15 protein-coding genes and 1 pseudogene are annotated in these 14,290 nt (G+C 36.0%); 14 read left to right on the top strand and 2 right to left on the bottom strand.

Annotated features, from left to right (window positions below):
* Window positions 1-5: 5 nt before the first annotated feature.
* From H3299_RS09580 to H3299_RS09570, 3 genes are all read left to right on the top strand, one after another.
* Window positions 6-776, top strand: coding sequence for a hypothetical protein (locus H3299_RS09580; protein WP_182417451.1), 771 nt, complete (start codon window positions 6-8; stop codon window positions 774-776).
* Between the two features lie 179 nt (window positions 777-955).
* The gene (locus tag H3299_RS09575) at window positions 956-1,636 is read left to right on the top strand and encodes a peptidoglycan recognition family protein (protein WP_182417450.1); all 681 of its coding nucleotides are present in this window, start codon (window positions 956-958) and stop codon (window positions 1,634-1,636) included.
* 9 nt (window positions 1,637-1,645) lie between these two features.
* Window positions 1,646-2,407: a DUF2259 domain-containing protein gene (locus tag H3299_RS09570; RefSeq protein ID WP_182417449.1), complete on the top strand. Its 762-nt coding sequence runs from the start codon at window positions 1,646-1,648 to the stop codon at window positions 2,405-2,407.
* Window positions 2,408-2,562: 155 nt separating this feature from the next.
* Here the strand turns inward: H3299_RS09570 and H3299_RS15825 are convergent.
* Window positions 2,563-2,667: pseudogene (locus tag H3299_RS15825) on the bottom strand (IS1595 family transposase); the annotation flags it as partial.
* Between H3299_RS15825 and H3299_RS09565 the strand changes: the two are divergent.
* The 3 genes from H3299_RS09565 (at window position 2,659) to H3299_RS09555 (ending at window position 4,953) form a co-directional block, all read left to right on the top strand.
* Window positions 2,659-3,003 carry a hypothetical protein gene (locus tag H3299_RS09565; protein ID WP_182417448.1) on the top strand — a complete coding sequence of 115 codons (345 nt, stop codon included), beginning with the start codon at window positions 2,659-2,661 and terminating at the stop codon, window positions 3,001-3,003. The pseudogene H3299_RS15825 and the gene H3299_RS09565 overlap by 9 nt on opposite strands.
* Complete coding sequence (locus H3299_RS09560; RefSeq protein WP_182417447.1) at window positions 3,003-3,938, top strand: hypothetical protein; 936 nt, start codon at window positions 3,003-3,005, stop codon at window positions 3,936-3,938. The genes H3299_RS09565 and H3299_RS09560 overlap by 1 nt, the downstream gene beginning before the upstream one ends.
* Window positions 3,939-4,296: 358 nt before the next feature.
* On the top strand, window positions 4,297-4,953 hold the full coding sequence (locus tag H3299_RS09555) for an IS1595 family transposase (protein ID WP_182417446.1): 657 nt from the start codon (window positions 4,297-4,299) through the stop codon (window positions 4,951-4,953).
* Window positions 4,954-5,013: 60 nt separating this feature from the next.
* On the opposite strand, the gene H3299_RS09550 is transcribed toward H3299_RS09555, so the two are convergent.
* Window positions 5,014-5,771 (bottom strand): IS5 family transposase gene (locus H3299_RS09550; RefSeq protein WP_182417445.1). Its coding sequence is split into 2 segments (ribosomal slippage): window positions 5,014-5,438 and window positions 5,438-5,771, totalling 759 coding nucleotides; the frame shifts between segments, so codons are not numbered across the junction.
* Window positions 5,772-6,475: 704 nt separating this feature from the next.
* Here H3299_RS09550 and H3299_RS09545 point away from each other — a divergent pair.
* The 8 genes from H3299_RS09545 to H3299_RS09510 all read left to right on the top strand — a co-directional run bounded on the left by H3299_RS09545 (window position 6,476) and on the right by H3299_RS09510 (window position 14,289).
* Window positions 6,476-6,991 carry an Hcp family type VI secretion system effector gene (locus H3299_RS09545; RefSeq protein WP_182417288.1) on the top strand — a complete coding sequence of 172 codons (516 nt, stop codon included), beginning with the start codon at window positions 6,476-6,478 and terminating at the stop codon, window positions 6,989-6,991.
* 223 nt (window positions 6,992-7,214) lie between these two features.
* A complete protein-coding gene (locus H3299_RS09540; protein WP_182417444.1) occupies window positions 7,215-9,470 on the top strand; it encodes a type VI secretion system Vgr family protein in 2,256 nt (751 codons plus the stop codon).
* 10 nt (window positions 9,471-9,480) lie between these two features.
* A complete protein-coding gene (locus H3299_RS09535; protein ID WP_182417443.1) occupies window positions 9,481-10,332 on the top strand; it encodes a hypothetical protein in 852 nt (283 codons plus the stop codon).
* A gap of 12 nt (window positions 10,333-10,344) precedes the next feature.
* A complete protein-coding gene (locus H3299_RS09530; protein ID WP_182417442.1) occupies window positions 10,345-10,989 on the top strand; it encodes a hypothetical protein in 645 nt (214 codons plus the stop codon).
* Between the two features lie 30 nt (window positions 10,990-11,019).
* Window positions 11,020-11,880 (top strand): hypothetical protein, encoded by an 861-nt coding sequence (locus tag H3299_RS09525; protein WP_182417441.1) that lies wholly within the window; start codon window positions 11,020-11,022, stop codon window positions 11,878-11,880.
* Between the two features lie 57 nt (window positions 11,881-11,937).
* Complete coding sequence (locus H3299_RS09520; protein WP_182417440.1) at window positions 11,938-12,810, top strand: DUF4424 family protein; 873 nt, start codon at window positions 11,938-11,940, stop codon at window positions 12,808-12,810.
* The gene (locus H3299_RS09515; RefSeq protein WP_182417439.1) at window positions 12,807-13,478 is read left to right on the top strand and encodes a DUF4123 domain-containing protein; all 672 of its coding nucleotides are present in this window, start codon (window positions 12,807-12,809) and stop codon (window positions 13,476-13,478) included. Before H3299_RS09520 ends, H3299_RS09515 begins: the two co-directional genes overlap by 4 nt.
* On the top strand, window positions 13,471-14,289 hold the full coding sequence (locus H3299_RS09510; protein ID WP_182417438.1) for a hypothetical protein: 819 nt from the start codon (window positions 13,471-13,473) through the stop codon (window positions 14,287-14,289). Before H3299_RS09515 ends, H3299_RS09510 begins: the two co-directional genes overlap by 8 nt.
* The last annotated feature ends 1 nt before the right edge of the window (window position 14,290 follow it).

Raw genomic sequence — 14,290 nt, 5'->3', positions numbered from 1 at the left:
AAATAATGGATATACTCATCGAAGTGATGGAATTTAAAAAACAACAAAAAAGTATTTTGTATCAAAAGACTGCGGATAAAATAATAACCTTTATAAAAGAAAATCAAACGGGTATTTTTGAAGAAATGGGAGAAAATAGATTAAATGAATATACTAAATTAATCATATCCAATTGTGAATGTGTTTCTGAAAATATATTTGCGATATGCGATATATATACAAGTATAGCATTATATCTTGGCATTAATTTTATTTATGATAAACAATATGATGAAATAAATATTCATATTAGAAATATAAATGATGATGATGTGAAAAAATGGCAAATAATTTATAATATTTTTTATAAAGAATATTTAATTGTTGCGGGAAAAGATGGTGTAAATTTTGATAATGCTCTTCGAAAAATGGCTTTATCTGATATTAATTTATTTCTTGATTTTGATACATTTAATATCAATGGGTTTGAAGAAAATGCAGAATATTTATGGCCTGAAAAATTTACACTCATTAATAATTCCGTATATGAATTTTATAATCAGTGTCATTCGATAGCTGAATATCATAACTTTAACAGAATAGATCAAAAGCATCTATTTGCTCATATTTCATTTTTTTTAGGTGTCAGTTTTTATACCGACCCACAATATTATTGGGTAACAGAAATTCTTAATAAACACTATAATGATGCTTCAGAAATATTTCTTATAAATTGTTTAAAGAGCTTATCCTATTTCATTAAGAAACAAAATAAAGAACTTTTTCTTTCTTATTAAAATAACAATAGTAAGGATATTGATTAATGTGTAATAGGAATAGAACTCCTCTTTCTCCGTCATTGTTGCAAAATCCACCGCCGGCAGCTCCACTACCTGCAGTCACTCCACCACCCGTAGCGCCGCGCCAATCAAATGCAGGCAGAAGCAACGATCCGAGTAAACCTTGTGAAGCATGTATGCGTCCAGAATATTTTGTTATACATGATACTGCAGGAATGATGACAAATTACTGGTTTGTAAAGCATGATGTAAGAACACCTGAACAAGCTGTTAAAGCTATTCAAGAAGGCAAAGCTAACTTTCCAGGCAGAAGTAAAGGTAGGTCTTCTATACTTGCGCATGCATTTATTCGGCGAGAAGATGGTGCAATTTATAGACTTGTTTCTTGGTTGCAACGCCAATCTGCAACCAAGGTGGAAAAAGACTATACGCCTAGAACGAATATTGCAGTACATGTTGAATGCGAGCAAGCATATACTAATAATGTAATTGAAGAAGATATGAACAAGGTAGTGTGGACAGATAAACAACTTAATAGTCTTGCTGATCTTTATATTGAAGCGAGTAAAGCTATTCTTGCGCATTATGGAGGAGAACCGCAATGGTTAAATATAATTCCTCATATAGAGATGGATAGAGGCATAAAGAATGGTCATAGAGACCCACGCATATTTCCATATAATAAATTTTATGACATATTAAAGAATAAAGGGGTTCCTATTGATACAGTTAAAAAGTTTCAACATGAACGGTTTTGGGGAGATGCGCCCAATGGAAAGCCAAAATATTGGCTTCCTAACCGAGACGATAATCGAACATATTGGCCACCTGTATTAGTCGGTGTGCCACCTAAATAGGATTATAAAATGTTTGCGAAATATATTTTTTCAGTTTTGTGTTTTTTTATATGTTCTAATATCTCTATGGCTCAAGCTGTTAACGATAATGGTTTAGTTGATGTAGCTAGTGTTGAATTTATCCCAATGGGATTTAGTGTTGAGCATCTGACATATTGGTTCGGTCAATATGGTTATGAAGAAGGTGTTGCCGTTGCGCGTTTAAACATTCTTGATTTGCAAACTAACCGATATGTTAACAATACACCAATTGTTAGAAAATCAACTAGTGACTCGGACATAGCTTATTATATGTGGGATAAATTAATATCCGACCATACAGAGTTTTTAAAACAAGATGGAATATTAGATCCTGGAATTTTAATATGGTCAATGGGGCCACAACAAAACGGCAATGGTGCAATTGCTGATTGGCATAGTCGTATGGGGCAGTATGGACAAATAAGATTAGAAAAATTTGACGCCTCTCAAACTACAAATAATCAAGATTGCAAAGCAAGCAAAATATTCAAACTTTATTATAAAGATAAATCAAACGGCTTAGAAAGGTTAATTTATCAGGATGATAGTTTACCAAAGTCAAGAGGTTGTGCAACAGACTATCGCTTAAGAGCTATACATGCACAAGAACGTATAAATCCTACTGGTTATGTTGTTATAATTATATCTGTATATAAAGAAGGCGGTTATTTGGGAACAAAAGAAGGAAAGACAGTCAAAATTAAAAGAGTTTCACAATATATAGCAGTTCCATTTTTTATTGCTCTATGAGTAGTATTATCGACCTAATATACGCGTATTTATGCCTTGAACGCTTAGTTTTTATATTATCAATGTGTCACATTCCCAATATCAGGCGTAGCCTCAATTAGTTATATTTTTCTCATTAACGCAGATGGCAAATAATAACTTCGATAGGGTCTTGCCTAGTTAAGCGGGTTTAACCTTAAATATTGTAGCAAGATTTTTGCTTTATCGGAAGATCGGTTATTAAATCTCCATTCACATTCTTTAAGGTGTAAATGGAAGGTAATTTGGCCTTGTCGCAAATAAAATATATCGTGGATAAACAAGCTGTTCCAAGTGTGACGATTGATACCGCACAAATAACTGATCTTTTTTGTAATAAAAAGTATTTGGTCATAACCGCAATTGAATATACCGATGCTTTGCAGATGTCTGCTCAAAATAGTTATTATGATATTTATATGGACCTAAACCCAAATAATAACGAATTTTCAGTATTTGATTATAATTCATATCCGTTTGACACCAGAGGTCCTATTGATCTGCAAATTATTAAACGGACAACTGAACAAAAATGCCATAAAAATAGCATTGAATTTATATATGATGATGATAAATAATGATTAACTTAAGTATCAGTCAAAATTTAATTACATTAATCGAAGCTTTCAAAAATAATTATAATTATTTTTCCGATAAAATAAGCAATAATTTTGAGACACAGGACATTGAACCTTTACTCAAAAAGATTTTCAATAATTTACATGAGTATCCAGCAGCAAAATGGGCAAGTCTGTGTGATGCAATAGAACCGCAACCGATTTTATCAACGGCCCTGACATATTGTGTTGGTTTTCAATGGCAGTATTTAGACATAGCAACAAGCCAGTTAGATATTCCATCGCCGCTTAATGCAACATATCGGGCGGCGCAGTATATCAATCAGAACATATTAAAAGCAGTTGAAAGCGAACCCATCCGACATCTTAATCAAATTGCAGCACTTAAACTTAAATATCCTGCATCATTATTTTTATTGTCTGCTATAAATGATATTCAAATAAGTGATGATATAGAAGCGGCGAAAGCATTACGTCCAGAGATAGCAACGCTGTTATGTTGGAATTGGGCTAAAAATGGAATTTTAACAAAACATGTCCCAGTGATCGAATATTGGTGTAGTAATCATCAATCGGATAAAAATTTAGCATTCTGGGCTCATTTTTTATATTTATTCCGCATATCAAAAAATGCTGCTGATATTGATAATTTAATGATATTAGCCAGTGATGATCCACTCTTAACGAGTATCGCACATCATTTAAAGTTAGGAATTGAAGCAGGGCCAGTTACCAAAGACGATGCGGCTTACCTGATTGACCATATTGATAGTGGTGATTTAGATGTGCAATGGCAACGATTTTTGCGCCTTGCTTTCTATTTGCCTAACAATGCCCCCATTGTTAAAATTAGCAGCCCTCAATCAATTTTTTATAATCAACTTTTAAAATTAAAAGCAGCTATAAATGAGTTTGTCGCCTCAAGCTATAATTGAAGGTTTATTGCTTGAAGTTCAGCATTCTGATGGTTTTTTTTAAAGTTTGAAGTGATGAAGCTAGGCAATGTAGATCGGTTAAATAGCTAGTTGATGGTGGTGAAGCGCATCTTGTGACTTACCATTATGATAATTTGGGTTTTATGCTCAAAATGGAAATCGACCTTTGTGGACAGCTTGCATGTAAAATGAAATTGAACTAAAAATTATAGAAAAAGTGTTAAAATTATGAGCCAATCGAGATCATATAAATAATGTTGGAAAATTTCCTCGAATGTTGATATCCGAGTTTAACATTCCTGAATAAAATTTATTTTGGGGCTGTACCAGATAACTGAGAAAGTTTACTGGTATAAGTATGAGAAAGAGTCGCTTATCGAAAGCTAAACAAGATCGATTGATGGAGCATTTTGTAGCATGCACAACTGCACGATGCGCAGCTGATTTAGTTGGCGTCAATTTCAAGACATCTGCCTATTATTATCAAAGACTTCGCGAGCTGATTGCCTATCAAACAGAGCAAGAAGCGAGTGAGGTTTTTGACGGTGAGATTGAGGTCGATGAGAGTTATTTTGGCGGTCACCGCAAGGGCAATCGTGGACGTGGAGCAGGTGGTAAATTTCCAGTATTTGGCCTTCTCAAGCGCGGTGGACGTGTATATACGAAGATTATTCCAGATGCATCAAGTGCCAGTTTATTGCCCATCATTAAACGCAAAGTTGTGCCCGATAGTATTGTCTATAGCGACTGTTGGCGTGGATATAATGCTTTGGATGTATCAGAGTTTAAACATTATCGCATCAACCATTCAAACTTGTTTGCAGACAAGGGAAATCACATCAACGGCATTGAGAATTTTTGGAACCAAGCCAAGCGCCATATGCGCAAATTTAATGGTATACCAAAACAGAATTTTGGACTATTTTTAAAGGAGTGTGAGTGGCGTTTCAATAACCCATCGGCCCAATCGCAATTAAGACAAATTAAACAATGGGTTAAGCAATTTATGGGTTAATTAAATGGTACAGCCCCTTTATTTTTTTAATATGCCTGGTAAAACTAGGGTCAGGACTCATTAATTGAGATAAAATATCACGGCTGCAGCGATACATATTGCTAAAAAGAAATTATGAGCGCATTGATCGTATCTTCTTGCAATACGTCGCCAAGTTTGAAGTTTTGCAAACAAGTTCTCAATTTTATGACGTAATTTATAGGTTGCCTTGTCAAAGAAGATATTCGCTGTCCTACCTTTTCGGGGAGAAATGCAAAGCTTAATTTTTCTGTCAAATAAGGCTTGCCTGAACCAGACAGTATCAATACCTTTGTCAGTAATAAGTTCTTGCGCTTCAAGCAAAACTGGTAACAGAAGAGCTGCACCTTTATAGTCGCTCATCTCACCTTCTGACAATAACAGGCATAACGGCTTTCCATCTTGGTCAACGACTGTATGCAGTTTTGAGTTCAAGCCACCTTTTGTGCGTCCGACACAGTGGGGAACACCCCCTTTTTAAGCAGGCTTGCTGCTGTGAGGTGTGCTTTAAGATGAGTTGCATTAATCATGATACCCTGAGGTTTTGGACCTTCCCCGGCAAGTGCTGCAAAGATACGATCAAACACACCCAATCTGCTCCAGCGAAAAAGGGAGTTATAAAGGGTTTTGTGCGCACCGTAATCCTTAGGGCCATCTTTCCATTGCAAACCATGCTTAATAACATAGACAATCCCACTGATAACGTGCACATCACCAACACGTGCCACCCCATGCGATAATGGAAAATAAGGCGATATCCACGCCAGTTGATCTTCACTCAATAAAAACAAATCACTCATTGGCTACCTCCATCACACCAATGAATCATAAATCAACTAAAATGTGAATCAATAAAATTAATAGGTCCTGACCCTAGAGATTAAAAGAGGACAGTTTATTTAACATTTAGGATAAAATAACGGATGAGGTTAATCTTTATATTGATAAAGATGGTGCTGTTTTTAATAGTACAGAATGGACTTTGCTAAAGACGATAACGCTTAAAACGAATTAGGATAGATTGGCTGTTTTCTAATTTTTTGCGTCTTCATTTGATGCTTTTGATAAATATCAAGGATTTTTTATATTAGAGTATTAATAATATTCTAATTACTGCAAAAAATTGCAGTCGACTGCAATTTCTTGCAGTCGGGTGTTTTTCTGTTTGTTTTCTGATGTTTAGGTGCATTTTTAGCTGTTTGCGGCCAAAAAAGACTGCAATTTTTTGCAGTTATTAGTATTTGCTAAATATTAAATATATGACGGTGATAATTTAATTTTCTTTTTATTTTCAATCACTTGTCATTTTATTTTTGTTATTGCTCCGAGTTGGCATGAAACTTGCTTTGTATTTACTGTGGGCAAGGGTTTTCATTTCTCCTTTGAACTTTCTTTGCTCACAGGACTGTTGGCTACCATCATTTTAAGCTCTCAATTGAGGGGGATTTAAGTGCCGTCAGTTTTTAAAATGTAAGTTTGTTTGTTTATATAAAAGGATAAAGAAATGCCAACACCAGCCTATATTAAAATCGAAGGTACAACACAGGGTCCAATCACTCAAGGTGCAGCGTCTGAAGATTCAATCGGCAATATCTGGCAAGAAGGCCATGAAGACGAAATCCTTGTTCAGGCCATTGATCATGTTGTAACCATTCCTCGTGATCCACAATCTGGTCAGCCTTCAGGTCAGCGCGTCCATAAGCCTTTCAAGTTCACAGCAGCTTTGAGCAAAGCAACCCCTTTGCTTTATAATGCGCTTACTTCAGGCGAAATGCTCAGCACCTGTGAAGTTAAATGGTATCGCACCAGCACATCAGGTAAGCAAGAGCATTTCTTCACCACCAAGCTTACCGATGCGATCATTGTTGATATTGATTGCAACATGCCTCATTGCCAAGACCCAAAAAATGCAGACTTTACCCAATTGGTAACAGTGTCTTTAAGCTATCGTAAGATTGAGTGGGAACATGCAGTTGCAGGCACGTCAGGTGCTGACGATTGGCGTGCGCCTAAGGTTTAAGCCATTAGGCAAGGGATGAAGCGTTTATATGGGGTTAAAAAATAAACGCTTCACTTTTGCTTATCGCCCTCATTGATAAGATCAGAGCTATGAATGAGGGAAGAAGCATCGGTATGGCTTTGCGGGGCATAGTCATACCGATGATGTTAAGCCATTAGCTATGTGCTTAAGGCTTATTAAAATTAAATAATACTTTTTAAATAAAGACAATGGGGCTTTCGAGATGAATCCAATAATGCAACTTCCAAAACAATTCCAAGAGCAGGATATTGCCTTTAGCTATTGGATGAAGGAAGCACCTAATGATACCTTTGTCGTCACTGCCTTTGCGGTAGATGAAGCGATCTTTGGCATGACCAGAATAGAAGTCATGCTTTCAAGCAGTGATGATAATATTGATTTGCAAGCCTTGCTTGATAGTCCGGGCACTTTAACCGTGCATCATAAATATATGGAAACCTTGCGCCATTTCTCCGGCGTTGTGGTAGAGGCTGAGCGCGGTGACAGAGGTCATCACCGTACCGCCTATCGTCTTGTTTTAATGCCAAGCCTTTATCGTTTGGATCATGGTTCTGATTGCCGTGTGTTCCAGACCAAAAAAGTTGGCGATATTGTTAAGGAACTCTTCTCAGAGCATGGTATTGAAAATGTCACTTGGGATATTGATGAAGGTAGTCACGATGCGCGTGAATATTGCGTGCAATATCGTGAAAGCCATCTTGGCTTTGTTGAGCGTATTTTGGCCGAAGAAGGTATTTTCTATTACTTTGAGCATGACAAGGAAGGTTTGTTAAAGCTCATTATCTCAGATAAGCCCAATGTCTTGCATGATTGCCCAGGCTTAAAAGAGATTGAATATAATTCCTTATCATCAGGCTCCGTCAAAGGGCTGTTTTGCTCATCGCTTTCCTATCGTGAGAAATTGCGCGCCACAACGGTTGTGCAGCGCGATTACACCTTCAAGAACCCAGTTTATAATCAGGAGCATAAGGAGCGCACCGCTAACCCGAATGGCGAAAAGCATGATTATGAGCTTTATGATTATCCAGGTCGCTATAAGAAGGATAGTGCTGGTAAAGCCTTCACCCGTTATAAGCTAGAAGCAACGCGTGTGGATGCGTCGCTCGGCTATGGTGTTTCCAATGCACCGCATTTGCTTACCGGTCATGCAATTACCTTGTTTGAGCATCCAGATGATCGTTTAAACCAGAAATGGCGGTTACTCACCATTCGTCATGAGGGCGTACAGCCGCAAGCATGGGGTGAGGATGCACAAGGGATAGGTATGGCCGACACGGGCATTGTAGCGCCTGGCTTACATGGTACAACGCTGTCGGGCTTAAGTTTTGGTACGACCTCATCGCATAGTCCTAATTTGCTCACTCAAAGCCTTAACCGTCGTATGAACCTTGCCATTCAAGGTAACAACAGCGCGGATAATGCCACCGTTTACGCCAATGCCTTTGCCGTGCAACCTTCGCATTTGCCCTACCGCGCACCGCAAACCAACAAACCACTCATCGACGGCCCACAGATAGCAACGGTTGTGGGGCCAGAGGGTGAAGAAATCCACACCGACCAATATGGCCGCGTTAAGGTTCACTTCCCATGGGACCGCCACAAAGACCCAAAGGCTGAAGATTCATCTTGTTGGATAAGGGTCTCGATGAATTGGGGCGGCGGGAAATATGGCCATGTCGCACTACCACGCATTGGCCATGAGGTAATTGTGGACTTTTTGGAAGGCGATCCCGATCAGCCGATCATTACTGGGCGAACCTATCATGCTAGCAACCAACCGCCTTATAAGTTACCAGAACATAAAACAAAAATGGTTATTAGGTCTGATACTCATAAGGGGGAAGGTTATAACGAGCTTTCGTTTGAAGACGAGGCAGACAAAGAACAAATTTTTATTCACGCTCAAAAAGATGAAACAATCCGTGTTAATAACGATAAAATGCAAACGATTGGTCATGATGAAATTCATTTTATTGGTAATGATTATGAAGAAAATATTGGCAATGATAGAAAGCGCTTTGTCAATCATGTTGAAGAAATATCCATTGGACAAAATCAAATTATTCAAATTGGCGAAACGCAAAATAAGCGGATTGGCAGAGATACAGTTTTTGAAACTGGCAATATATTAAAAGAAACGATTGGTGCATCTCGTTTAATTGAAATTGGTCGTCATCAAAAAGAGAATATTCAAGGAACTTATGAAGTTACCGCAGGTGAAAAAATAATTTGTCAAACCGCAATTTTAAACCTTGATGCTTCATCCAAAGTGCAAATTCGTGGACCTGGTGGAAAAATTACGATTGATAGCTCATCAATAACGCTAGAGTCGCCTGATATTCGTTTGAAAGGTAATGTTACGGTTATGGGTGGTGGAAGCGATAAATTTGATGCCATTAAATCAGCAATCAAGGATGAACTACCCTTAGCAGCTGATTGTTTAAATTTAGAAAAATAGAGGTAAGATAATGGCGAGAAGTGAGCAGCTTAATGATCCGAAAAATAATACCATAATATCGACAAGCGACAACAGCTTTATAACATCGACCGCTATAATAGCAGCAAATGATGGGAGGAATACTTCACCATCGGATAATGCAACATGCGCTCACAAGGGAAAGGCGGGCGATAACTGTAGTTCGCCAGATTGGTTAACTGTCGCTAGGTCATTTGAAGGTCTTCATGAAGGAGGTAAGGGCTACATTGGACAAAAAGGGTATACAAAAGAAGGAGAAAGTGAAGCTGTATTAATGTTTAATAAAGAATCAGAATTTGAAGGTATTGCTAAAGACAATAACTTTAAAACATTTGATGACGGTGCAGCATGGTGTGGAAGTTTTGTCAATTGGTGCTTAGTGCAAACTAAAAATCCTAAAAAAGGAGAAAATTATCCCACTATAAAATCTGCATATAAAGCTGCGGCTTGGGAAAAATATGGAAAAGAAACTAAACCATGCCTTGGCACTATTTTGGTAATCCAAAGTGTCTTTTCTGATAGTAAGGGCCCAGGTGGTAAGCATGTTACATTTGTTGTGGGCAAAAGAAATAAAAAAATCGATGATAGATATTATGAAAGATATGAAAAAGCATTTAAGTTCCAAAAAATAAAAATAGGCTCCATAATTGAAGAATATTTATGCCTTGGTGGGAATCAAGATGATGAAGTTAAATTTAAATATTATGGTGCAGCTCATCGTTTTGTAACTTTCTGTATTCCTGAAGGTTATAAACCGTGCGATGATGATTATAAGCTTGATAATAATTCTTACACAAATTTTTACAATGACGATGATGATAACTCCGCAGGAAAAATAAGATAGAGATGATTTAAAATGAAGAATATATTTATATTATCTTTAATGGTATTCTTATGGCTAACAGCAAGCAATGTTTTTGCGACCGAAGATAAAATTTATGGGCTTGATGGCCCCCCCCCTTTTTCTTTCCTTGATGGCTCAGCTTATCTTATTAAAGATACTGACTTAAAATCGTGTACATCAAGTGAATGTAACACTACGATGACCTTAAAAGCCGGTTGTAAAGTTCCATATTACCAGTCATCCGATTTTGCTGATTATGGAGATTGGATACGGATCAAGGCATATATTTGTAATAATAATTATTTTGAAATAATATATGCTGATGGATTTATTCCAAAAAATAATATAGAGCATCAGGTTAGTTTATATGTTTATGATAATGGTCTTAAAAAAGCTAACTTTATAAAAAAATATAATAAAAATATTAATAGTAATAAATTTTTACTAAAAAGTTGTGATAATAATATCTGTAATATTATTGCGGATACACGAAAAGATGATATTAAAAAAAATTTTTCCGATAAAGATTGTTTTATAGAAGTAAACTATACCAATTATTGGGAAAATCATGGGGGATGGCATCCAATTTACATGTCATCATGTCGACTACTTTCTACCAATCAAATACTTAGAGGGTTTGTTAAGTTTTTAAAATAACTTAATTTTAACAAGTGCTGAAAGTTTATTATGACACTACGTAATATAATTTTGTTATGTTTTTTTTGCTTGTTCTTAACGGGTTGCGCTTCGACTGGTGGAGCAGGTAACTCAATCGGAGCTAGTGGCAACAATACTGGCTCAAGCTCACCAGCGGAAAGGTATGGGGTAATACCCAGACAGGCTGCAGGAAGAGGACGCAATACAAAACCAGATAATAACTCTAAATGCGCTAGCCATTCTGCCGGAAAAGGAAAATGTGATTTTCCGCACTGGTTGGTTACGGCGATGGTCTATGAAGCTTCTGATGGAACTTTTGAGGGGGATTTAAGCCATAAGGGAAAAAATGGATATGATAGTCATGGAAGTAGTTTAAAAGTTTTAGAATTTTTCAGGCGATCGAATTATGATCTCATTCCTAGGAATAAGACAACATATAATACCGCTTGGTGCGGAGCATTTATTCAGTGGTGTTTAACCGAAACAATAAATATGAAAACAGGCAAACCCTATGAGGGACTTATAACACCATTAGAGTATACTTCCATTTCTTCTCAAGCATGGCAAAACTATGGAAAAAAATTAGATAAAAATAAACCATGCTTGGGAGCCATAATGGTTTTATTTAAACCTGGCCCAACAGAGAAGGAGAACTTTCAGCACGTTACATTTGTTGTAGGTACAATTAAACGAAACAATAGAATTTTTTATCTTGGTCTCGGCGGCAATCAGGGTGATCGTGTAAAAATTAGTACTTACAGTTCATCATTAGTAAAAGCATTTGTTGTGCCAAAAGATTACGAACCATGTGAAGAACAATACGATTTAACAGATACATGGTGGGTAAAAAAGCATGGAGGAAAAATTAATGAGAATGAGAGCGTCATTTAGATTAAAATAAAGTATCTTTTATCATAATTTCGCAATGTATTTATTTAAGGAAATAATATGGTGTTATTAAATTATAAAAAAGTGATGATATATTTTATATCGTTATTTTTAGCTTATCCACTTAATACATTGGCCAATGATACTGAAGGTTATTTCGCGGCTGGGGGGATTGAATTAAAAAAAAATGAAAATATAGAAATGCTTTCAGAAGATTTATATATTTCTGAAGACAAGATTGAAGTAAATTATGTTTTTAAAAATAAAATAGATAAAGATATTAAAACTACAGTTTTTTTCCCCTTGCCGCCTCTTGTGATCGTAGATTCTCGAATTTTGAATGCGCAAAGAGACCTGGCTGATGGTAATATTAATTTTCATGTGTGGGTAAATGATAGGGTAGTTACTACAAATTATCATAAAAAAGTTGCACGCGGTGCTGAATTAGAGAGATTGAAATCAAAATATATAGATGAATATGATGAGGATAGTGCATTTGTTACTCATGCATTTTACTGGGATCAAACCTTTCCCGCAGGAAATACAGTGAAGGTACGTCATACCTACAAGCCAATGGTTGGTACTGGTGTTCCACAGCCTATCGAATTTTTGCTGGACGGTACTCTCGACTATAGTAAAGCTTATTGCCTTGATGAAACTACTAAATCAGCAATAAAAAAGAAAATAAAGCTAGGATACAAAAGTGTTTTTTTGACAAATATTGGCTATATTCTAACAACTGGTGGGAATTGGGCTGGAGGAACAATTAAAGATTTTCGCCTTGTTGTTGATAAGGGAAAGCCAGACAATCTAATTAGTTTTTGTGGTGATGATGTCAAAAAAATTAGCTCTACACAATTTGAAATCAAGGCACAGAATTATCGGCCAAAAAATGATCTGTCCATCCTCATTTTAAACGGTTGGGAAAAATGATGACGATTGAAAATCTAACCGCCCAATCGACTTTTTTAAAGAGTATTTGCCACCAGCTTTATGAGGCACGTTCAAATTATCATCTCCTTGGTCTTATTGAAGCTGGTATGTCTCTTCAAGGAATGACGAGTAACATGGTTTCAGCATTGTCAAAATACCCTGTGTTGCAGTGGGCAATGGTTCCAAGGCGAGAGAAGGATTTAATTGAGCTTGCACCTTATCTTATTGATTTAAGTTTTATTGAAGCCGACAAGGATGAAGCTATAACAACCTTTTCCGAATGGCTATTTAAACAAAAATCGCTTTCTACATGGGGACTTTTTATAATTTCAGATAATAGTTTTTCTGAAATTTTACCGACCTTACGCAGCTTTCTTTATATTCATTTTGAGAAACAACGATCTTACTTTCGATATTTTCATCCACGTTTTTTTGATAGTTTTTGGAAAGATCTTGGAGAAAAGGATAAATGTAAATTTCTTGAATATGTGGGTATCGTTTTTTATTTTGATTTTTATAATTCTGAAATTATCCATTTTAGTTCTATTGTGAATGGCGATCTTCGTGACGTGGCCTTTAATCTAGATAATAATATAACTAAGGAACTCAGTAATTTATTAATTGAAAAAAAAGTCATTTCTAAAAAGAAAGATGCTTCTCATGGATAATAATAATTATTATGATGATGAATACAACGATGAAATCGCTCTCAAGACAGGGAAAAATTTAAAAGAACTTTTTAAACAAGACCAACTAAAATATTTTCAACACAGATCAGTTGATTTTTGGCATAAATCTTTTCCAGTTTTAGCATCTACGATGACTAAAGAGCAAATTGAGCACCTTGCTTTAGATTCTATGAAACGTGCAGAATATTGGAATGGCAAGACGGAGCGAGAAATTTGGTATTATATGATACCTATTGGATATTTTGGCTTCTTTTTTGATATTGACCCTCAATATATAGATTTACGTAAAGCTGCCAATTGGGATGATAATGAAGAACTTTATTTTAACCGTATTCATGCATTTTTAGATCAAATTGATATTAATCTCCCCATATTTCAAGAAGATTGGACAAACTTTGAAGAAAAGATGAAATATATTGATGATTATTATCACACATGGAATAATACGGTTGAAAGATCAGAAAACCAAAAAAAAGTATATCTAGAGGCAATTGCAGAAGAATTATTTCCCAGAAAATGGGAAATATTGTCACTAGAGGCGCGCAGCGTAACATTAGAAACTAATTTAAAACGTGCTGAAAATATTGGTTTACCAACAAGAGAAAGTATTCTTTATGGCTTAGCTTCATTATATTTTGGATTTGCTTTTGAGCGAAGTCCTGTTTTTCCATGGGCGGCTGTGTTGATTGATACAAAATTATCACCTGAAAAACGAGTGAAAAGCTTTATAAAAAATTCTGAATTATTCTTCGCTCAACTAATAGATGCAATCTTAAAGCAAAAACATTAAA

It is taken from the genome of Bartonella sp. HY038, from assembly GCF_014117425.1.
In the GTDB taxonomy this organism is placed as follows: Bacteria; Pseudomonadota; Alphaproteobacteria; order Rhizobiales; family Rhizobiaceae; genus HY038.
Note: the sequence above shows the minus strand (reverse complement) of the source record. Positions and strands in the feature narration are given on the sequence as shown.